General features: G+C 64.3%; 18 protein-coding genes and 1 other RNA gene. 10 read left to right on the plus strand and 9 right to left on the minus strand.

Annotation, left to right across the window (positions count from 1 at the left end; all coding sequences use genetic code 11):
* Positions 1–165: 165 nt before the first annotated feature.
* From NK214_RS15005 to argS, 7 genes are all read left to right on the plus strand, one after another.
* Positions 166–585 carry a hypothetical protein gene (locus NK214_RS15005; protein ID WP_107799591.1) on the plus strand — a complete coding sequence of 140 codons (420 nt, stop codon included), beginning with the start codon at positions 166–168 and terminating at the stop codon, positions 583–585.
* A gap of 32 nt (positions 586–617) precedes the next feature.
* Positions 618–1,961, plus strand: a complete 1,344-nt coding sequence (gene yegQ, locus NK214_RS15010; protein WP_107799590.1) for a tRNA 5-hydroxyuridine modification protein YegQ — start codon at positions 618–620, stop codon at positions 1,959–1,961.
* 742 nt (positions 1,962–2,703) lie between these two features.
* Positions 2,704–3,798 (plus strand): polyamine ABC transporter substrate-binding protein, encoded by a 1,095-nt coding sequence (locus tag NK214_RS15015; protein ID WP_107799589.1) that lies wholly within the window; start codon positions 2,704–2,706, stop codon positions 3,796–3,798.
* Positions 3,799–4,090: 292 nt separating this feature from the next.
* The gene (locus NK214_RS15020; RefSeq protein WP_107799588.1) at positions 4,091–4,999 is read left to right on the plus strand and encodes an ABC transporter permease subunit; all 909 of its coding nucleotides are present in this window, start codon (positions 4,091–4,093) and stop codon (positions 4,997–4,999) included.
* Entirely contained in the window at positions 4,996–5,835 is an 840-nt protein-coding gene (locus tag NK214_RS15025; protein WP_107799587.1) for an ABC transporter permease subunit, read from the plus strand. Before NK214_RS15020 ends, NK214_RS15025 begins: the two co-directional genes overlap by 4 nt.
* Positions 5,836–5,943: 108 nt before the next feature.
* On the plus strand, positions 5,944–6,978 hold the full coding sequence (locus tag NK214_RS15030; protein ID WP_253314888.1) for an MBL fold metallo-hydrolase: 1,035 nt from the start codon (positions 5,944–5,946) through the stop codon (positions 6,976–6,978).
* A 167-nt stretch (positions 6,979–7,145) separates the two neighbouring features.
* Positions 7,146–8,864: an arginine--tRNA ligase gene (gene argS / locus NK214_RS15035; protein WP_235088265.1), complete on the plus strand. Its 1,719-nt coding sequence runs from the start codon at positions 7,146–7,148 to the stop codon at positions 8,862–8,864.
* 70 nt (positions 8,865–8,934) lie between these two features.
* Here the strand turns inward: argS and NK214_RS15040 are convergent, their stop codons facing one another.
* The 3 genes from NK214_RS15040 to ssrA form a co-directional block, all read right to left on the minus strand.
* The gene (locus NK214_RS15040) at positions 8,935–9,204 is read right to left on the minus strand and encodes a hypothetical protein (RefSeq protein WP_253314889.1); all 270 of its coding nucleotides are present in this window, start codon (positions 9,202–9,204) and stop codon (positions 8,935–8,937) included.
* Between the two features lie 2 nt (positions 9,205–9,206).
* A complete protein-coding gene (locus NK214_RS15045; RefSeq protein ID WP_253314890.1) occupies positions 9,207–10,910 on the minus strand; it encodes a diguanylate cyclase in 1,704 nt (567 codons plus the stop codon).
* 147 nt (positions 10,911–11,057) lie between these two features.
* Positions 11,058–11,422: a transfer-messenger RNA gene (gene ssrA, locus NK214_RS15050) on the minus strand.
* A gap of 469 nt (positions 11,423–11,891) precedes the next feature.
* Between ssrA and NK214_RS15055 the strand changes: the two genes are divergently transcribed.
* Positions 11,892–12,335, plus strand: a complete 444-nt coding sequence (locus tag NK214_RS15055; protein ID WP_146176650.1) for a hypothetical protein — start codon at positions 11,892–11,894, stop codon at positions 12,333–12,335.
* 128 nt (positions 12,336–12,463) lie between these two features.
* On the opposite strand, the gene NK214_RS15060 is transcribed toward NK214_RS15055, so the two are convergent.
* From NK214_RS15060 to NK214_RS15085, 6 genes are all read right to left on the minus strand, one after another.
* Positions 12,464–13,102 carry a LysE family translocator gene (locus NK214_RS15060; protein WP_227107952.1) on the minus strand — a complete coding sequence of 213 codons (639 nt, stop codon included), beginning with the start codon at positions 13,100–13,102 and terminating at the stop codon, positions 12,464–12,466.
* 100 nt (positions 13,103–13,202) lie between these two features.
* A complete protein-coding gene (locus tag NK214_RS15065; RefSeq protein WP_235088968.1) occupies positions 13,203–14,741 on the minus strand; it encodes an amino acid permease in 1,539 nt (512 codons plus the stop codon).
* Positions 14,742–14,886: 145 nt separating this feature from the next.
* A complete protein-coding gene (locus NK214_RS15070) occupies positions 14,887–15,597 on the minus strand; it encodes a gamma-glutamyl-gamma-aminobutyrate hydrolase family protein (protein ID WP_107799420.1) in 711 nt (236 codons plus the stop codon).
* Positions 15,597–16,757, minus strand: coding sequence for an iron-containing alcohol dehydrogenase (locus tag NK214_RS15075; protein WP_253314891.1), 1,161 nt, complete (start codon positions 16,755–16,757; stop codon positions 15,597–15,599). The genes NK214_RS15070 and NK214_RS15075 overlap by 1 nt, the downstream gene beginning before the upstream one ends.
* Positions 16,758–16,761: 4 nt before the next feature.
* Positions 16,762–18,147: an aldehyde dehydrogenase family protein gene (locus NK214_RS15080; RefSeq protein WP_253314892.1), complete on the minus strand. Its 1,386-nt coding sequence runs from the start codon at positions 18,145–18,147 to the stop codon at positions 16,762–16,764.
* Complete coding sequence (locus NK214_RS15085) at positions 18,148–19,518, minus strand: glutamine synthetase family protein (protein ID WP_253314893.1); 1,371 nt, start codon at positions 19,516–19,518, stop codon at positions 18,148–18,150.
* Positions 19,519–19,817: 299 nt separating this feature from the next.
* On the opposite strand from NK214_RS15085, the gene NK214_RS15090 reads away from it, so the two are divergent.
* Both NK214_RS15090 and NK214_RS15095 read left to right on the plus strand, forming a co-directional pair.
* Positions 19,818–20,699: a MurR/RpiR family transcriptional regulator gene (locus NK214_RS15090; RefSeq protein ID WP_158274281.1), complete on the plus strand. Its 882-nt coding sequence runs from the start codon at positions 19,818–19,820 to the stop codon at positions 20,697–20,699.
* Between the two features lie 55 nt (positions 20,700–20,754).
* Entirely contained in the window at positions 20,755–21,255 is a 501-nt protein-coding gene (locus tag NK214_RS15095; RefSeq protein ID WP_019099884.1) for a YajQ family cyclic di-GMP-binding protein, read from the plus strand.

A 21,255-nucleotide genomic window follows, 5' to 3' on the forward strand; every position in this document is an offset into this window, starting at 1 on the left:
CCGGAAAAGGATTTTTAAAACAGCGGCTTAAAGTGTTGCTTGCGGACGGCGCGCGGACTTGACTGCCACCGGCAGGCCGCGCATAATCGCCCCCGTATCGATAAGGGTCAGGGCTCCACATTGGGTGGAGCCTTTGCTTTTTGGAATTTTCGGAGAAACCGAGTCATGGACCATCAGGCATTCCTGCGCCAATTGGAAACCAACGCGCTGCCTGCATCCGACTTCAACCACCGCGCGCACCTGTACGCCGCCTGGGCCTACCGCCGCCAATACCCGGCGCCGGAAGCCGCCGCCCGCTGCGCGCGCGCGCTGTCCCGTTTCGCCATGGTGAACGGCGCGGCGATGAAGTACCACCACACCCTGACCATGGCCATCCTGGTGATTCTGTACAGCCGGATGGCCAGCCAGCCGCAGTTGCTGGACGATTGGGAGGCGTTCGCCAGCCACTGCCCGGACATGCTGGCCGACCCCCGCGCCGTGATTCTGCAACACTATTCTTCAGAGCGCCTGGACGACGATTCGGCGCGCAAAGGCTTTGTCGAGCCGGACCGCGAGCCGCTGCCGATGTCCTGTCTGCTGCACTGAGCCCACCGCTCAACGAACCCACAGAATAAACAATGAAAGCACCAGAACTTCTGTTGCCGGCCGGCACGCTGGACAAGATGCGCGCCGCCTACGACTTCGGCGCCGACGCCGTCTACGCCGGCCAGCCGCGCTACAGCCTGCGCGCCCGCAACAACGACTTCAAGCTGGAAGAGCTGAAGCAGGGCATAGACGAAGCCCACGCGCGCGGCAAACTGTTCTTCGTCGCCAGCAACCTCTTGCCGCACAATAGCAAGATCAAGACCTATATGGCCGATATGGAGCCGGTGATCGCGATGAAGCCGGACGCGCTGATCATGGCCGATCCCGGCCTGATCATGATGGTGCGCGAAAAATGGCCGGAAGTGCCCATCCATTTGTCGGTGCAGGCCAATACCGTCAATTACATGGGCGTCAAGTTCTGGCAGAAGCTGGGCGTGTCGCGCATCATTCTGTCGCGCGAACTGAGCCTGGACGAGATCGCCGAAATCCGCCAGCAATGCCCGGACATCGAGCTGGAAGTCTTCGTGCACGGCGCGCTGTGCATCGCTTACTCCGGCCGCTGCCTGCTGTCCGGCTACTTCAATCACCGCGATCCGAACCAGGGCACCTGTACCAACGCCTGCCGCTGGGATTACAAGGTGCACGACACTCAGGGCGACGACGCCGGCGATGTGCAGACCATCCAGTTCGACTTCAACAAGGCGCTGGAAGAGGCCAATCAGAGTTTCGCCTCCTGCGGCGGCGCCGAGCGCCATCCGCTGGCGGACAAGACCTATCTGATCGAAGAAGGCAGCCGTCCCGGCGAACTGATGCCCATCATCGAAGACGAGCACGGCACCTACATCATGAACTCCAAGGACCTGCGCGCGGTGGAGCAGGTGGAGAAGCTGGCCAAAATCGGCGTGGATTCGCTGAAGATCGAGGGCCGCACCAAGAGCTTGTACTACGTGGCGCGCGCGGCCCAGGTCTACCGCAAGGCGATCGACGACGCCGTGGCCGGCCGCCCGTTCGACCTCGGCCTGCTGGCCGAGCTGGACGGCCTCGCCAACCGCGGCTACACCCCGGGCTTCCTGGAGCGTCACCAGACCCAGGAATACCAGAACTACCTCACCGGCCATTCCAAGGCCAAGCAGAGCCAGTACGTCGGCGACGTGCTGTCGGTGGACGCCGACGGCTGGGCGCTGATCGAGGTGAAGAACCGCTTCGCGGTGGGCGATCGCATCGAAGTGATCCACCCCAGCGGCAATCAGATCATCGAGCTGGCGCAGATGACGCGCAAGGACCAGCCGGTGGAAGTGGCGGCCGGCAACGGCATGCAGGTCAAGATCCCCGGCATGCATGGCAAGGAAAAGGCCTTGCTGGCGCGGCTGTTCTGAAGCGCGTCGACGCGGATTTTCGCCTAAGCGGGCGGCCATTGCGGCCGCCCGTTTTTCATGGCCGCCAGCTTGGGAAACGGGCTGTTGAATGTTGAACATAGTTAACGTGACGAGCACAGTCTGTGGTAATCGTGTTTATTTTTTTGCGCGGCAGCATCGATAAAAGTTGCACAGCTCTAAAAACATGGTTAAAAAGTAATGGCGTTACAGATAGATGTGTGAATTTTATTAAACACACACTGGACGCGGAGAGATGAGAAAGAAGAGGGGACGATGGAGGCCGGCCGCAGCCTGTTGGGGGCGGCGCCAGCCGGTTTTCCGCACAGGTTTCCCTTGTCCGCGCGTCGTCGTTTCGACGGCGCGCGGGCCATAATGACCCTTGGCACCTTGTCGCTTGGAGCAGGCGCGTGGAAGTTGTCCGCGATCTCGGGAGCGCTCGCGAGCCGCGCGCCTCATTCCGATGCGCGGCGGCTTGCGGGCCGGCTCTTACAAATCGTAGCGAACGGACAGCTGGAATCTCGCGCGATGCAGTGTAAGTTGGCAATGCGGCGCGTGTCGTCGGCAGTCGCCGGCAACGGCGTTTCGGCGCGCAGGCATCGCCTTGGGCCTTGGGCGGCTTCCGCCGCCAAGGGAGAGGGAGCGGCGTCATGGCCCGGCAACGGGAGAGGAGGGCGGCGCTGAACTTGTCGTCGGTCAGGCCGCGCCTACGCCGGCTGCGGTCGTTCCATTGAGGAAACCTGTCATGAAGAAGCTGGTTCGCAATCTGTGTTGTTCGCTGCTGCTGCTCCCCGCGATGGGCGCGCAGGCGGAAGACAAGGCGCTGAACGTGTACAACTGGTCGGACTACATCGCCAAGTCCACCATCCCCGGGTTTGAAAAACAGAGCGGCATCAAGGTCAAGTACGACGTTTACGACAGCGACGACACCTTGCAGGCCAAGATGCTGACAGGGCGCGCCGGTTACGACGTCGTGGCGCCCACGTCCAACTTCATGGCCAAGCAGATCGAGGCCGGCATCTATCAGAAGCTGGACAAATCCAAGCTGCCCAATCTGGCCAATCTGGACAAGGCCTTGATGGCCAAGATCGTCGACGCGGACCCGGGCAACGCCCACGGCGTGCCCTGGGCCTACGGCACCGACGGCCTGGGCTATAACCTGAACAAGGTCAAGGCGGCGCTGGGCAAGGACACGCCGCTGGACAGCTGGGACATCCTGTTCGATCCCAAATACGTGTCCAAGCTGAAAGGCTGCGGCGTGTCGGTGCTGGACCAGGCCAACGACGTGTTCGCCGTCGCCTTGCACCATCTGGGCAAGGACCCGAACAGCAAGAACCCCGCCGACTACCAGGCCGCCTTCGCCGCGCTGAAGAAAATCCGGCCCTACATCACCCAGTTCAACTCCTCGGGCTACATCAACGACCTGGCCAACGGCGACATCTGCCTGGCGCTGGGCTTCTCCGGCGACATCAACATCGCCAAGCACCGCGCCCGCGAGGCCAAGCGGCCTTACCAGCTGGCTTATGTGATCCCCAAGAGCGGCGCGCCGCTCTGGTTCGACGTGATGGTGGTGCCCAAGGACGCGCCGCATCCGGAGGCGGCGCACAAATGGATCAATTACATCCAGTCGCCGGAAGTCAACGCCGCGATCACCAATGAAGTGTTCTATCCCACCGCCAACGCCGCCGCGCGCAAATTCGTGAAGCCGGAAATCGCCAACGATCCGGCGGTGTATCCGCCGGAGGCGGTGGTGAAGACGCTGTTCCTGCTCAAGCCCTTGCCGGCGGACATCATGCGCCTGCAAAACCGGCTGTGGACACAGCTTAAGACCGGTCATTGACCGCAAGACCGGACCTGACGAACCCATGCCGATCCGCCACCCCGGGCCCGCGTCGCGCGGCCCGCGGGCGGCCGCGTCCGGCGCAGCGTGGAGAATAGTCCCGGGCCATCCAGCCGTCGGCTGTGGGTGGCCTGGAGCCGGCTTTCCGGCCTAGCGAGCAGCGGGCCGGACCGGACTCCGAGGAGAGATCAAGAGGAAGCCGCCCAGCCACCGCCCGCGTCAGACGGGAGGGGCCGCCGGCAAGACAAGCAATGCAAGCCAAGCCGGAACGCGCCGGCCACGTGGTGCTGACATGAAAAGTTTAAAATTAAAACAATGGTTGCCCAGCGGACGGACCACCGTCATCGGCATCCCGTTCATCTTCCTGTTCGTGTTTTTCCTGCTGCCCTTCCTGCTGGTGGTGGGCATCAGTTTCTCGCAGCAGCAACTGGGCATCCCGCCCTACACCCCGCTCACCAAGCTGGAAGACGACGTCTTCTCCATCGCGCTGAACATCAGTCACTACAAGTTCATGTTGAGCGACGACTTGTACTTCGCCACCTACATCAGTTCGGTGAAGATGGCCTTCGTCTCCACGCTGCTCTGTCTGTTGATCGGCTATCCGATGGCTTATTACATCGCCCGGGCCTCAGACCGCGCGCGCGACACCCTGATGATGCTGGTGATTCTGCCGTTCTGGACCTCTTACCTGATCCGGGTTTACGCCTGGATCGGCATTTTGAAGAACGACGGCTTTCTTAATCAGTTCCTGTTGTGGCTGGGCGTGATCGACACGCCGCTGAGGCTGTATCACACCAATTGGGCGGTGTATATCGGCATGGTGTTCTCCTACCTGCCGTTCATGATCATGCCCTTGTACGCCCATCTGGTGAAAATGGACCTGCGCTTGCTGGAGGCGGCCTACGATCTGGGCGCCAAGCCGTGGAAGGCCTTTGTCCAGGTGACCTTGCCGCTGTCCAAGAACGGCATCATCGCCGGCAGCCTGCTGGTGTTCATTCCGGCGGTGGGCGAGTACGTGATTCCGGAGCTGCTGGGCGGTTCCGACACGCTGATGATAGGCCGCGTGATGTGGGACGAGTTCTTCAACAATATGGACTGGCCGATGGCGGCGACGGTGACTTGCGCGATGGTGCTGCTGTTGCTGGTGCCGATGGCGCTGTTCCAGCACTACCAGGTCAAGAATATGGAGGCCGCGAAATGATCAAGCCGAACAAGCCGCTGTCCTTCCTGGTGCTGGGCCTGGGCTACGCCTTTCTCTATCTGCCCATCGCGCTGCTGATTCTGTTCTCTTTCAACGAATCCAAGCTGGTGACGGTGTGGTCCGGGTTCTCCACCAAGTGGTACGCCGCGCTGCTGGAGGACGAGGAGTTGATCAACGCGGCCTGGCTCAGCGTCAAGATCGCCCTGATGACCGCCACCGCCTCGGTGGTGATCGGCACCTGGGCCGGTTTCGTGCTGGCGCGTTTTGGCCGCTTCCGCATGTTTCCCTTGTTCGCCGGCATGGTCAACGCGCCGCTGGTGATTCCGGAAGTGATTCAGGGCATCTCGCTGTTGCTGCTCTTCGTCGCCATGGAGCAGGCTTTTGGCTGGCCGGAGGGCCGAGGGGTGTTCACCATCTGGATCGGTCATGTGATGTTGTGCGTGTCCTATGTCGCCATCGTGGTGCAGTCGCGGGTGAGAGAGCTCAATCTGTCGCTGGAAGAGGCGGCGATGGACTTGGGGGCGCGGCCTTTGAAGGTGTTCTTCGTGATCACACTGCCGCTGATCTCCCAGGCGCTGATTTCCGGCTGGCTGCTGTCGTTCACGCTGTCGCTGGACGATCTGGTGCTGACCGCCTTCCTGTCCGGCCCCGGCTCCACCACCTTGCCCATGGTGATCTTCTCGCGGGTGAGGTTGGGCTTGAACCCGGAAATGAACGCGCTGGCCACCTTGTTCATTCTCTTCGTCTCCGTCGGCGTCATCGCCGCCAACTTCTATATGCGTGCGGCGGAACGCAAGCGCGAGCGCGAAATGAAGCTGGCCTTCGCCCAAGGCTGACCGCGGGGGAGGCGGGCCGGCGCCGTCGGCGAGACGGCGGCGCCGGCCGTCTTTTGTTTTCCTCTTTCATCGGCGACAATGCCGGAATTCTTTCGGTATGGTGACGTCATGTCGCGATTGAAGTCCTGGCTGCAAGACCGCTGGCCGCTGCCCGTCTACCGGCCGGACCCGCGGCAGCCGCATCATCAGGCGGACGGCTACCGCAATCTGTTTCCGTTTCGGCAACCAAGCCTGGCCGACGTGTTGCGCTGGGAGTGGCAGCGCAGCCGCATGCCGGCGGTGAAGCACAGGCTGGAGCGTATCCCGCGCCAGGCGCCGGAGCTGGCCGCGCTGAACGCCAACCGGGACCGGCCGTCGCTGACCTGGGTCGCCCACGCCACCAGCTTCATCCAGCTGTGCGGCAAGAACATTCTGATCGACCCGATCTGGTCGCAACGCGCTTCTCCGTTTCAGTGGGCGGGGCCGGCGCGGCAGTCGCCGCCGCCGATGGCTTTGCGGGAGCTGCCGGCCATCGATCTGGTGCTGATCACCCACAACCATTACGATCATCTCGATTTCAACACCGTGCGCAGTCTGGCGCGCCAGCCGGCCGGCTGTCCGCAGTTCGCCGCGCCGCTGGGCGTGGGCGCGACCCTGCGGCGCGCCGGCGTGCCGGCGTCGCGGATTCAGGAGTTGGACTGGTGGCAGCGTTGCCGTCTGGGCGGCGTGGAGGCGGAACTGACGCCGGCTCATCATTGGAGCAAGCGCTGGATGATGGGCGATGAAAACCGCGCGCTGTGGGGCGGCTTCGCCGTGCGCGGCGACGGGCTTCAGTTCTGGTATCCGGGCGACACCGGTTATCAGGAGTCCTTGTTCCGGCTGATCGGCGAGCGTATCGGCGCTGTGGACCTTGCCTTGCTGCCGATAGGCGCTTACGAGCCGCGCTGGTTTCTTCATCCTCAGCATGTGAATCCGGAAGAGGCGGTGCGCATTCTGCTGGATACCGGCGCGCGAGCCGCCTGGGCGGTGCATTGGGGCAGCTTCATTCTGACCGACGAGCCGCTGGACCAACCACAGGACGATCTCGCCGCCGCGCTAGCGCAATGGAATATCCCCGCATCGAGGTTCCAACTGCCGGCCATGGGCGAAACCCGCTGGTTTTAAGCCCTATCTTGGCAGGAAATCCCAAACGCCGCCGCTTGAGGCTTATTTTACCGACGCGGCTTGGTTGCAAGCATTGCCCCTGATGGCAAGCGGGAATACAATCAACAAGTAGTTTTTTTCAGAAGCGAAGACTAATTTTCGTTTTCGCGGCAATTCTTGGGGCTCTAATGACTATTCTTCAACTCATCAATCAACGGGTGCAGGCCGCTCTGGCGGCAGCCGGCGCGCCGGACGCGCCCGCCGTGGTGCAGCCGGCGTCCAAGCCGGAATTCGGCGACTATCAGGCCAACGGCGTCATGAGCGCCGCCAAACTGCTGAAAACCAACCCGCGCGAACTGGCCCAGAAAGTGGTCGCCGCGCTGGATCTTGCCGGCATCGCCGACAAGGTGGAAATCGCCGGCCCGGGTTTCATCAATATTCATCTAGCCCCTGAATATCTTGCCCGACGAAGCGAAGCCGCCCTGAAAGACGACAAGCTTGGCATCAGCCGCGTTGCGCCGCAGCGCGTGATGGTGGAGTACTCCTCGCCCAACCTGGCCAAGGAAATGCACGTTGGCCATCTGCGTTCCAGCATCATCGGCGACGCGCTGGCCCGGGTGATGGAGTTTGTCGGCCACGACGTGGTGCGCGCCAACCACGTGGGCGACTGGGGCACCCAGTTCGGCATGCTGACCGCCTACCTGGTGGAAACCAGCCACGCCGGCGACGCCGAATTGCAGCTGTCCGACCTGGAAACCTTCTACCGCAACGCCAAAGTGCGTTTCGACGAAAGCGAAGACTTCGCCAACCGCGCCCGCGACTACGTGGTCAAGCTGCAAGGCGGCGACCAGGACGTGCTGAAGCTGTGGGAGCAGTTCGTCGACGTGTCGCTGAAGCATTGCGAGGCGGTGTACCAGAAGCTCAACGTCGGCCTCAAGCGCGAGCACGTGCGCGGCGAGTCCTCGTACAACGACGACCTGCCGGTCATCGTCGACGAATTGCGCGCGGCCAGCCTGCTGAGCGAGGACGACGGCGCCCAAGTGGTGTTCCTGGAAGAGTTCCGCACCCAGGAAGACAAGCCCATGGGCGTGATCATCCAGAAAAAGGACGGCGGCTATCTGTACACCACCACCGATCTGGGCGCGGTGCGTTATCGCCATAAGACCCTGAACCTGGACCGCGTGATCTACGTGGTGGACGCGCGCCAGAGCCAGCATTTCGCCCAGATGTTCTCCATCTGCCGCAAGGCCGGCTTCGCGCCGGAGAGCATGAAGTTGGAGCACGTCGGCTTCGGCGTGATGATGGGCGACGACGGCAAGCCGTTCAAGACCCGTTCCGGCGGCACCGTCAAGCTGATCGAGCTGTTGCAGGAAGCGGAAGAGCGCGCTTTCGCGCTGGTGACGGAGAAGAATCCGGATCTGTCGGAAGCGGAGCGCCGCGACATCGCCGCCGCCGTGGGCATCGGTGCGGTCAAGTACGCCGATCTGTCCAAGAACCGCATGAGCGACTACATCTTCAACTGGGACACCATGCTGGCCTTCGAGGGCAATACTGCGCCCTATCTGCAATACGCCTACACTCGCGTGCAGAGCGTGTTCCGCAAGGCCGACGGCTACGACGCCAACGCCGCCATCGTCATCACAGAGCCGGCGGAGAAGCATCTGGCCGCCGCGCTGGCTCAGTTCGAAGACACTTTGCAGGCGGTGGTGGACGGTTGCTATCCGCACTACCTGTCCCAGTATCTGTACAACATCGCCACGCTGTTCTCGCGCTTCTACGAGGCTTGCCCCATTCTCAAGAGCGAGGGCGAAGTTCGCGCCAGCCGTCTGCAGCTGGCCGCTTTGACCGGCAAGACGCTGAAAACCGGTCTGGATCTGTTGGGCATCAAGGTGTTGGCCTCGATGTAAACCGGTCTTCCCGCTTCAAGCATGCCGCCCGCGCTTTGCGCCGGCGGCATTTTTCATGCGCGTCGGGCGTTCAGCGCGCCGGGGGCGGTTCGCCGGTGCCGGCTTCCGCGTTTGCGCCCGCCGCCGGCTCAGCCTCTTTGGCGCGCGTCGCGTCGCTGAGCATATCCAGCACCTTGGACAGGCCCGCCGGCAGGGGCGGGGTTGAGGTTTCAGGTTTGATCTGATATTTGGGCGGCGGCATTTGCTCTTTCATCTTCACATCCTTGGCGTTGGGGGTGGCGGGCGCGGTCAGTACCGGGCGGAATCTCTTTGTCATGATTCGGCCGGGCCGATGGCTCACTTTTAATGCGATCCGTCCGTGGTGTCCAGCGCAACCTGGTTGCGGCCGTTGGCCTTGGCGCGGTACAGGGCCTGGTCGGCGCGCTTGACCACCGCTTCAGGCTGGGCGTCGGCGGGCCGGGCCATGGCCAGGCCGATGCTGAGGGTGACCTTGCCGGCGTCCGGCGCCGGCGAATGTTCGACGGCGGCGCGGATTTTTTCGGCCAGCACCGCGGCGCCCTTGTCGTCGGTGTCGGGCAGCAGCAGCAGGAACTCTTCACCGCCGTAGCGGGCGGTGAAGTCCGTGAGGCGGGCGGTGGCTTGCAGGAGTCGGGCGATGTGGCATAGCACGCGGTCGCCGGCGTCGTGTCCAAAATGATCGTTGACGCGCTTGAAGTGGTCGACGTCCAGCAACAACACCGAGTAGGGCGCGCCGCTGCGCCCGTAGCGCAGATGCTCTTCCCTGAGCTGCTCGTTGCAGGCCATGCGGTTGTTCAGTCCGGTGAGCGCGTCGCTGCGCGCCTGCTGCGCCAATCGCGTGGCGGTGCGCACCAGCTCGTGGTTGACCTCGCGCAGGGACTCGGTTCGCTCCTCCACGAGCTGCTCCAGCTTGGCGTTGATGTCGGTCAGCTCCTGTTTGCGGGCCAGCAGGGCGGTGGCCATGCTTCGCATCGCCTGCGATAGCTGGCGCAGTTCCTGGGCGCCGCTGGGCAGCGTCCAATCGGCGTGTTCGTCTCCCTGGCCGATGCGTCGGGCGATGCCGGCCAATTGTTCCAGCGGTGTGCTGAACAGGGCGGCCAGCCGATAAACGGCGACCATCAGCAGCAAGGTGGCGACCAGGCCCAGCAGGATCAGGCTGGCGCGCAACTGGTTCAAGGCCGCCAAGGCCTGCCCTTGCGGCTGTCGGACGACCACGCGCCAGTCCAGCCCGGCCTCGCGCACCCAGGCCTCGCTATACAGGTAATTCTTGCCGTCGGGCCAGACGCCGAGCTGAAAATCCCGGCCGGAAGGCAGGGGCGTGGGCGGGCGCTCCTTGCCTATCGCCTCGAAGGGCGACAGCGTATTGTCGCGCTTGTCGATGATGAAGACCTGCTGAGACGTCTTGGCGGGCAGGCGTTCCCGTATCGTTTCCTCCACCCAGGCCCAGAGCGCGTGCGTGGCCAGCACCCCGCGCAATTTGCCGGCGGGGTCGTAAATCGGCGAGGCGAAGTCGACGAAGCGCAGCGGCTCTCCATGGTTCGCGGCGGAGGGCATGAGCTTGGCCAAGAGCACGGCCTGGTGTACGTCGCCGACAAAGGGAGCCTGGCGGCCGTGGATGAACCAGGGGCGCTTGGCCGCGCTTTGGCCCTGCAGCATGCCGCTGGTGGCGGAAACGATGTTGCCGTCCGGGTCGGTGATGCCAATCCAGGCGTAGTAGCGGTAGGCCCGCTTGGTGCGTTCCAGGCTTTGGCGCAGGTCGTCGCCGTCCAGCGGCGCGCGGACGTAGGCGGGCGTCTGCGCCAGCAGCAAGACTTCGCGATGGCGTTCCTGCAGATTGGTGGAGATGGCCTTGGCGATGTTGTCGGCCAGCGCATGCATGGCCACGCCCTGGTTCTGCACGATGCGGCTGCTCAGCACTTGATCCAGGAAGAGCGCGGCCAGCAGCGCCGAGGCGAGAAACAGCCCGCCGAACAGCGCGGTCAGCCGTAGCCGGAAACTGTCCGGCAAATTGGGCAACAGGCGAGGCATGGTCGCTTTGCGGAGATGGGGATGACTGGATTATAGATGGGCGGCGGGGCGGGGGCCGCCTTGCGGAGGCTGAGGCGACAAAAAACCCCGAAAGCTTTGAGCTATCGGGGTTTCCGAGTCTTCATGACGGATCATGAAGCAGTGTGGTGGTGGAGGCGGCGGGAATCGAACCCGCGTCCGAAAGTCCTCTACAGTGAGTTCTACATACTTAGTCGTGTCATTTGGATTTAACCGCTGCCACGCCGACGGACAGGCTGGACTTTGGCGAGTTACCTATTGTTTCGCACTATGCCAAGTAACCCGACATAGCACTAGCAGATGTAAAGTGACACTACAGGGTTTTGACGCCCCCGGCCCATCTGCGAACCGTTGTAGTGTCTAGCTAGCCCTTAGGCTGCCAGAGCGTAAGTTTCGTCGTTTGCGACTAAATAAACTCAGTGTTTTACGGGGTGACTGAAATCCCGGTATGCCCTCATCTGCTTCGCAACCCTCGTCGAAACCAGGTCGCCCCCAGATAAGAATCCAGATTATATAGACAATGCGCGGCCAAGGCTAGTTCCGCGGCGCTTTTCGTACGAATTCAAGCGCCGTCGGGGGCCGGAGCAGGGCGCGGCGTCGGAGAAAGACGACGATTGTCATAGGGTTCCGCTTGAAACAGATTCTAGATTTCCCTTGCAAGCGTCGCCGCGCGGAAAGGGAGAAATCAGACTTTCGGGAATCAAGACCGTGGTCTAGATTGATAGATTTATCGATGCGCCTTTGAGCGGGGCGTCCCGGATTTTCACTTTCCGCTTTTCTGGGACGCGCCGGGTCTTCCGGGAAATTTCAGTTTTTAAGCGTTGTTCCTTCAAGCGTCGAATTCGGCCAGGGCCATTTCAAATTAATGGGCTTTTTACGCGTCAATATTTGCAACTTCAGTTGGATTGACTATGTTGACTTCATGACTGGCCGCAAATGCGTACTTCTCAGCGAGGAGGAAATATGATGGATAAAGAGGCGCTCAGGCAGGAAGCCATGAGATGGCGAAACTGGTTTAGCAAAGGTCAGCGGCTTTGGAGCTTCGCCCATCATACGGCCATTTTCGGATCGATTCTCTGCAGCGTGGTGGTGGGCGGCTTGCTGCAGGTGCAAGGGCATGACCTGAAGGGTTATTCCACGGTGTTGACCTCGATCGCCGCGGCCTTGTCCAGCCTGGCCGCCGCGGGCGGCTTCGAGCGTAAGTGGAAAAGCAACCGCATGAGCCGCAGCCGGGTGGACGGTTTGCTGATCGATATTGAAGCGGGCTCGTACAGCATGTCGGAATTGGCTTGCCAATTGAAGGAAATCATTTCCAAGCATGATCTGGACGTGACTAAAAGAGACAGTATGGAGCCCTTGCTGGTGGAGCATAAAACCAGCAGCACCGTTAAATCTCTGCTTTCCTAAACGGCGTCCCCGCAAATGAAAAAGCACTGAGGGCGGCCATGGCGCTTTGATTGGAATGTAAAAACAGCCTTCGCCGTTTATCCGGCGCGGGCTGTTTTTTTATTGCTTACGGAAAAGCTGCGACGCCGCTAGTGACCGCGGTCCAGTATCAGCTTCAAGCCCAGCGCGATGAACACGCTGCCGGCGATGCGGTCCAGCCACTGGCTGGCGCGGCGGCTCTTGGACAGCCATTGGCCGATGGTGCCGGAGAAATAGCCGAGGCAGCCGAAGATCAGCGCGCCTTGCAGCGTGAAGACCAGGCCGAGCGCGGCGATCTGCAGCCCGGCCGGACCCTGGGCCGGGTTGACGAATTGCGGCAGGAAGGCGAGGAAGAACAGCACCACCTTGGGGTTGATCGCATTGGCGATCAGGCCTTTGCGGAAGGTGGCGGCCAGCGGCGCGGCGTCCCGCCCGGCGGCGCCGGCCTGGAAGCTGGCGCCGGGGCTGCGCAGCGCCTGCCAGCCCAGATAGATCAGATAGCCGCCGCCGGCGAACTTCAGCAGCGTGAAGGCCAGCGGGGAGGCGGCGATCAGCGCGCTGACGCCGAGCGCGGCCAGCACCGTGTGGTTCAGGCAGCCCAAGGCGCAGCCCAGGCCGAAGGCCATGCCCTGGCGGCGGCCGCGGGCGATGCCCTGGCTCAGCACCATCAGATTGTCCGGGCCGGGCGACAGCGTGATCAGCATCGCGGCGGCGGTGAAGGCGAGCAATTGTTCCGGGGTGACGAGCATGGGCTTCTCTGGCGGTGGTTCGTGTCCGGATGATTCCGCATTTGCCGCCGGGAGACAAGCGCTTTGTCCGGCCGCGCCGGTCTCCCTTTGGACTGCGCGTTCAGCCGGCCTCGTCCAGCGCGCTTTCGATTTCGCGGATATGCGCTTGATGGCCCTGGATGCGCTGGCCGGTGGGCGGTCCCTTGAATTGCTTGCGCACGCCCAGCGCGAACCAGAACAAGGCCAGCACCAGCAGCAGCGCGACGGTCAGGTACAAGACCTTCTCATTCGGCGGCTGGATGCCGACGAAGACCAGCACCGCGCCGCCCAGCGTGGCCAGCGCGGCGATGGGTTTGGACGCCCGGCCCAGATCGAACGGCCCCTTGTGGGTCCAGCTGCGGCCCTCGGCGAACAGGCCGGCGGCGGACGGCAAGATGTAGGAGATGTACAGGAACACCGCGGCGCCGGTGGACAGCACCAGGAAGGCGTCGCCGTACAAGGTGGCGGCAATGGCGAGCGCGGCGCTGACCCAGATCGCCGGGCCCGGAGTGCGGTGTTGCGGATGCACCTGGCGCAGCCAGCGCGAGGCCGGCAGGCCGCCGTCGCGGGCGAAGGCGTACATCATGCGCGAGGTGGAGGTCAGGCAGGCCAGGCCGCACAGATAGTTGACCAGAAAGATGCCTATGCCCAGCGCCGCCTTCAAGGCCGGCGGCAGCGCGCTCAGCAGCAGATCGAAAAAGCCCATGCCGGCCTTGACTCCAGCGCCCAGGTCCGGCAGCACCAGCACGAAGGCGCAGATCATCAGATAGCCGAACACGCCGGACCACAGCACCGAGCGCAAGATGCCCTTGGGCACATTGCGCGCCGCTTCGCGGGTCTCCTCCGAGGTGTGGGCGGAGGCATCGTAGCCGGTCAGGGTATAGACGGTGAGCAGCAGGCCGGCCAGGAACACCATCACCGTGTTGTCCATCCGCGGCCAGGCGCCGCCGTCGGCGCCGCTGTAATTGTGGAAGGTCCACAAGCGGGAGAAATCCAGCGGCCCGGGCGCGTAGATCAGCAGCGACACCACCAAGGCCAGGGTGACGACGAAGATCAGATAGCCGGACAGATCGGTCAGCCGGGTGGTGAGCTTGATGCCCAGGTGGTTGAGCCAGGCCTGGCTCAGCGCCACCACGGCGAGGAACAAGGTCTGATGGCCCCAGCCCAGCTGTTCCGGATTCAGGCCCAGCAGCGGCGCGACCAGGGTTTTGAAGAAGGGATCGTAAACGCCGAAATTGACCGCGGCGGTGACGAAGATCAGTCCCAGCAGATTGATCCAGGCGGTGGTCCAGCCCAGGCCCTTGCCGCCCAGAATGGACGCCCAGTGGTAAAGCCCGCCGGCGGTGGGGTAGGCGGAGGCGATCTGGGCCATGGCCGCGGCGACGATGGCGGCGAACAGCGCGCCCAGCGGCCAGCCTATGCCGATGGCCGCGCCGCCGCCGGCGCTGAGTCCGGCCGGGAAGGCGGTGATGCCGCCGGCCAGCACGCAGATGATGGAAAAGGAGATGGCGAAGTTGGAAAAGCCGCTCATGCGTCGGGACAACTCCTGAGCGTAACCCATGCTGTGCAACAGTTTCTCGTCCTCGCCGACGGGCGCGGACTCATGCCGAACTGGTTCCATGATGTTCCTCTCTCATTGTGCATGTCTGTGGTTTTCCGCCTAGGCGCGCGTACGCGCCGGCGCCCGAACGGCGGCGGAGGCCGGCCGGGCCCTGGCCCGGTGATCCGGGCTTCGTGTCTATTTCGGAAGCGAGGCGCGGCGGCGCTCAGCCGGGCGGCGGCGTTCCGCTCATGGTGACCAGCGCGTCGAACAGCCTTTGCTGGCCGCTGTCGCGCTCGGCGGAGAGCTCGGGGTGCCATTGCACCGCGATCAACTGGGGAAAATCGGCGATTTCTATCGCCTCGATCACGCCGTCCGGCGCCCAGGCCACCGGCACCACGCCGTGGCCGGGGCGGTCTATCGCCTGGTGGTGCCAGGACTGGGTGAGGACTTCGGTGCCGATCAGGCCCGCCAGGCAGGAATCGGCGGCGACGCGCACCGGGTGCGGCGTCGGCACGCGCGGCGGCGCGCGATGGGGCACGGCTTCGCCCACCACGTCCGGCAGGTGCAGGTGCAGGCTGCCGCCCAGCACGGTGTTGAGGATTTGCAGGCCGCGGCAGATCGCCAGCGTTGGCAGCTTGCGTTGCAGCAGCGCGCGCGCCAGCGCGATTTCGGTGGCGTCGCGCTCCGGGCTGAGGTTGTAAATGGTCGGGTGGCCGTCGCGGTCGAAGCGGGCCGGATCGATGTCGCCGCCGCCGATCAGCACCACGCCGTCCAGCTTGTCCAGCCAGCCGTCCACCATCTCCGGGCCCAGCGCCGGCAATTGCACCGGCGCGCCGCCGGCGCGCACCACCGCCGCCACGTATTCAAGCGGCGTGTGGTAGCCGTGCTCGGGCGTGGCCGGGTAGGTGGTCAGGCCGATCAGCGGGCGCCTCATCACAGCCTGCCTTGCTGCGCGGCGAGGAAGATCGCGCGGTAGTCGTCGGCGGACAGGGGCAAGGGGTTGCCGCCGTCGCTGGGGTCGGCCTTGGCCATGCGGCCGATGTCGGCGGCGGCGTCCGCGCCGATGCCGATCTCCGCCAGGGTGTGCGGAATGCCCAGGCCGGCGCGCAATTGCAGCACCCAGGCCAGGAAACCGTCGAAGCCGGCGTCGGCCAGGCCCAGGTAGCGGGCGGCGGCGCTCAGCCGTTCGGCTATCGCCGGCCGGTTGCGCACCAGCACATAGGGCAGCAGCACGGCGTTGGCCAGGCCGTGGTGGGTGTCGAACACCGCGCCGATGGGATGCGCCAGCGCGTGCACGCCGCCCAGGCCTTTCTGGAAGGCGGTGGCGCCCATGATGGAACAGGACAGCATCTGGGCGCGGGCTTCCAGATTGCCGCCGTCGGCGTGGGCCGCCGGCAGCCAGTCGTGCGCCAGCCGCATGCCTTCCAGCGCCACGCCCTGGGCGATGGGGTGATAGAACGGGGAGCAGAAGGCTTCCAGATTGTGCACCAGCGCGTCGACGCCGGTGGCGGCGGTCAGCGCCGGCGGCAGGCCGATGGTCAGTTCCGGATCCGCCAGCACCAGCTTGGGCAGCATGGCCGGATGGAAGATGATGACCTTGCGATGCGCGGCCTCGTCGATGATCAGGGACGCTCGGCCCACCTCGGAGCCGGTGCCGGCGGTGGTGGGCACCGCCAGCGTGGGCGCGACGCCGGCGGGATCGACGCGCAGCCAGTTGTCGCCCACGTCCTCGAAGTCCCACAGCGGGCGTTTTTGTCCGGACATCAAAGCGATGGCCTTGCCCACGTCCAGCGCGCTGCCGCCGCCGACGGCGACCACCCCGTCGTGGCGGCCGTCGCGGAAGGCGGCGACCCCGGCGTCGACGTCGCGGCCCACCGGATTGGGGCGCATATCGCTGAACAAGGCCGTCTCCAGGCCGGCGTCGCTCAGCAAGCTCCGCAGCCGGGCCAGCATCGGCAGCCTGGCCAGGCCGGGGTCGGTGACCAGCAGCGGGCGGCGCATGCCCAGTTCGCGGCACAGCGCCGGCAGTTCGGTGGCGCGGCCGGCGCCGAAGCGGATGGCGGTCGGATAGTTCCAGTTGCCTTGCAGTTGCATCGCCTTACCCCTTGAGATGGAAGGATTTGACCCGGGTCAGTTGCTGGTAGCCCAGCGTGGATAGGGAAATGCCGCGGCCGGTGTCTTTGACCCCGGTCCAGGCCAGCGCCGGGTCCAGGTAGTCGCAGCGGTTCATGAACACGGTGCCGGTTTCCAGTTGTTGACCGAGATGGACGGCGGCGTCGCGGTCCGCAGTCCAGATCGAGGCGGTCAGGCCGTAGGCGCTGTCGTTCATCAGCCGCAGCGCCTCCTCGTCGGAGTCCACGGCCATGATGCCGATGACCGGGCCGAAGCTTTCCTCGCGCATCACGCTCATGGCGTGGTTCACGTCCACCAGCACTTGCGGGGCCAGATAGGCGCTGCCGGGCGCGTCGGCGGCGAAATGGCCGGCCGGAATCAGCGCGCGCGCGCCGGCGGCCAGCGCCGCCTGGATCTGGCCGCGCACGAAGTCGGCGGCGCCGGCGCGCACCATGGGCCCCAGATTGGTGTCCGGGTCCAGCGGATGGCCGAAACGATAGGTCCGGGTCAGCTCGACGAAGCCGTCGACGAAGTCGCGGTAGCGCTGGCGCTGCACATAGATGCGCTCGATGCCGCAGCAGGACTGGCCGGAATTGAAGAAAGCGCCGTCCACCAGGTTTTCTATCGCCGCCGGCAGGTCGGCGTCGGCGCGCACATAGGCCGGGTCCTTGCCGCCCAACTCCAGGCCGACGCCGATGAAGCGCTCGGCGGCCGCCCTTTGCACCGCGCGGCCGCCGCTCACCGAGCCGGTGAAGGCGACGAAGTCGATCTCCGGCGCGGCCGTCAGTTTCAAGGTGGCGGCATGGTCCAGTTCCAGGGTCTGGAACACGCCGATGGGCAGGCCGGCGGCGGCGCAGGCCTGGCGGAACAGATCGGCGATCAGCGGGGTTTGCGAGGAATGCTTGAGCAGCACGCAGTTGCCGGCGGCCAGCGCCGGCGCGATGGTGTTGATGGCGGTGAGGAAGGGGTAGTTCCACGGCGCCAGCACCAGCACCGTGCCCAGCGGTTCGCGGCGCAGCCAGCGCTCGAAGCCGGGCTTGGGCGCGGGGTGGAGGTCGGCCAGCGCCTCTTCGGCGATATCCAGCATATGGCGCGCGCGCTCGGCCAGGCCGCCGATCTCGCCGGGGGACTGACGGATGGGCCGGCCTATCTGGCGGGTGACGGCGTCGGCGCAGTCGCTCTTGTGGGCGATCAGCCAGTCCACCGCCCGGCCGATCAAGGCCTTGCGTTCGGCCAGCGGCGTGGTGCGCCAGCCGGCCTGGGCTGCGCGGGCGGCGTCCAGCGCGGCCTGGGTCTGGACCGGGCTGGTGTAGCTGCGCTGCAGCAGGGTGGAACCGTCCAGCGGGGTGATGACGGAGTAGTTTTCGCTCATTTAGATGATCTCGAAGTAGCGTTTCAATTCCCAGTCGGTGACATGGCGCTGGAACTCGCGTTCCTCCCATTCGCGGGTGGCGGCGAAGTGATCGACGAAGTCGTCGCCGAACCAGTCGCGGGCGGCGGCGGAGCCGCGCAGTGCCTGAGCGGCCTCCCACAAGGTGCGGTGAAGTTTCAAATGGGGCGGGGCGTCCAGCAGATAGCCGTTGGCGCTGACCGGTTCTTCCGGCTCGATCCGGTGTTCGATGCCGTAGAGGCCGGCGGCCAGGCCGCTGGCCAGCGCCAGATAGGGGTTGCTGTCGGCGCCGGGCAGGCGGTATTCGACGCGTTGCGATTTGGCGCTGCCGGGAATCGCGCGGATGGCCACGGTGCGGTTGTCCACGCCCCATAGCGAGCTGGTGGGCGCCCAATAGCCGGGCACCAGCCGGCGGAAGCTGTTGACCGTGGGTGCGGCCAGGCTCATGAATTCCGGCATCAGCCGCTGGATGCCGCCGATGAAGTGGCGCATCGCGTCGCTGATCGCGTGTTCGCGGCCCGGCTGGTGGAAGGCGCTGTCGCCGGTGTCGCGGCGGCGCAGCGAGATATGGATGTGGCCGCCCTGGCCAGATTGCTCCTGGTGCCACTTGGCCATATAGCAGAGCATGCGGCCCTGTTTTTCCGCCAGCACCTTGGAGAAGGTCTTGAAACAGACGGCGTTGTCGGCGGCGCGCAAGGCGTTGTCCACGCACAGCGCGGCTTCCAGCGCGCCGGGTCCGGTTTCCTCGTGCAGGCCTTCGATTGGCATCTGCATCTGTTCGCACAGGTCCAGCAGCGCGCGGTAGAAGTCGGTGTTTACCGAGCTGCGCAGAATGGAGTAGCCGAAGGCGCCGCTGCCCAGCGGCTTGGGGTGCTGGTACAGCCGCTGCTGCAGCGCGTCGTTGTCTTCGTCCACCGCCAGAAACTCGTATTCGAAGCCGGCCAGCACGTCGAAGCCCATGTCGCGCGCGCGCTCCAGCACCCGGCGCAGCAGGCCGCGCGGACAGAGGCTTTCCAGCCGGCCCACCACCTCGCCCTGGACGAAGATCATATCGCCTTCCAGCGGCAGGTCGCGGCAGGATGCGGGAATCAGCCGCACCTCGGCGTCGCCGTAGCCGCGGCCCCAGCCGGTGAGCAGGGTGTTGTCGTACAACTTGTCGCCCACGTCCCAGCCGAACACCACGTCGCAGAAGCCGAAGCCGCCTTCCAGGGCGCACAGGAATTTGTCGCGCGACATGTATTTGCCGCACATCACCCCGTCCATGTCCACCAGACCCACCTTGATCTGACTCAGGCGGCGTTCTTCGATCAAAACCTTCAAATCCGCGATTGTCTTTACGTCGCGTGCTTCCATCGCTGTCTCTCCCTGATTGCCGCGGTCTAACTTCCCCGATACCGGCCGAGCGTTCATCGTCTGGCTTGCAACTGTCTGTTTTGGCGGTGATTTGTCGCTGCCTCGTGGGCTGCTTTTTTGTCGCCGCCATGTTGTTTGGGTAGTATTATTCGTTAAAAAAAAATGAATCAAGCCAAATTTGTAATAAATATTAGAATCTGGGCGGCAGTGTGGGCGCAATGACACAATGCCGTTTTTACACCGGCGCTGTTATGCTGCGCGGCACGAGGGCAGTCGTGCATCGCCAAAGGGGCAACAGAATGAGCCAAAGCCGCTCGATCGCGGAGCAAGTCCGCGCGCTGTTCGAAGCGCTGACCCCCACCGAACGCAAGGTGGGACGGGCGCTGCTGGCCAACTATCCGGTGGCCGGCCTGGAAACCATCGCGCAATGGGCGCAGCGCGCCGACGTCAGCGGCCCGACGGTGCTGCGCCTGATCGGCAAGCTGGGTTTCGACAATTACGCCGCCTTCCAGTCCGCGCTGCGCGCAGAACTGGAATTGCGCTTGCAATCGCCGCTGATGCGCCATGATCCGGGGCAGTTGCAGGGTGACCATGATTTTCTGGCCAGCCACGCCGAGCGCATCGCCGAGCTGATGCGCCAGACCGCGGCCCAGGTGCCGCGCGCCGAGTTCGACGGCGCGGTGGACCTGCTGGGCGAGCGCAAGCACCGGATCTGGCTGCTGGGCGGGCGGTTGACCGATCCGCTGGCGGCCTATCTTTGCCACCATCTGAAAGTGGTGCGACCGGACGTGGTGCATTTGCGCGGGGTGCCGGCAAGCTGGGCGGATTCGCTGGTGGACATGGGCCGGCCGGACGTGCTGGTGATCTTCGACATCCGCCGCTACTGGGACGACGCGCTGCGCATCGCGGAAATGGCGGCGCAGCGCAAAGCCAGCGTGCTGTTGTTCACGGATCAGTGGCTGTCGCCGGTGGCGCGCGTGGCGCGCTACACCTTGGCGGCGCACACCGCCGGACCGGCGGGCTGGGACAGCAACACGCCGCTGATGATGCTGGTGGACGCGGTGATCGCCGCCTTGAACGCGCGGCATTGGGACCGCATCAGCGGCCGGCTCAAGGAGGTGGAAGCGATGCGGGCGCGTTTGGGCGAAGGCGGCGAGGGCAACCAACGGGCGGCCGAGTGACAAGGGCGGAGCCAGCCTCTAAAATGTCGGCATCAAGCATTATTAGGAATATTTCATGCCGTCTTTCGATATCGTGTCCGAAGTGAACAAGGTGGAAGTGCGCAACGCCGTGGAGCAAGCCAATAAAGAGGTGTCCACCCGTTACGACTTCAAGGGCAGCGACGCCCGCATCGAAACCGGAGACAAGGAACTGACCTTGTACGCCGACGCCGAGTTTCAACTGGACCAGGTCAACGACATTCTGGTGAACAAGCTGTCCAAGCGCGGCGTGGACGTGCGCTGCATGGAGTACGGCAAACTGGAAAAAGTCAGCGGCAACAAGGTGAAGAAAGTGCTGACGGTGAAGGAAGGGCTGGAATCCGATCTGGCCAAGAAAATCGTCAAGCTGATCAAGGACGCCAAGCTCAAGGTGCAGGCCAGCATCCAGGGCGAAGCGGTGCGCGTGTCCGGCGCCAAGCGCGACGTGCTGCAGGAATGCATCGCGCTGATGCGCAAGGAAATCGCCGACGACAAGGAAAACGGCTTCCCGCTGCAGTTCAACAACTTCCGCGATTGA

Source organism: Chromobacterium sp. S0633 (assembly GCF_024158805.1).
Taxonomy (GTDB): Bacteria; Pseudomonadota; Gammaproteobacteria; order Burkholderiales; family Chromobacteriaceae; genus Chromobacterium.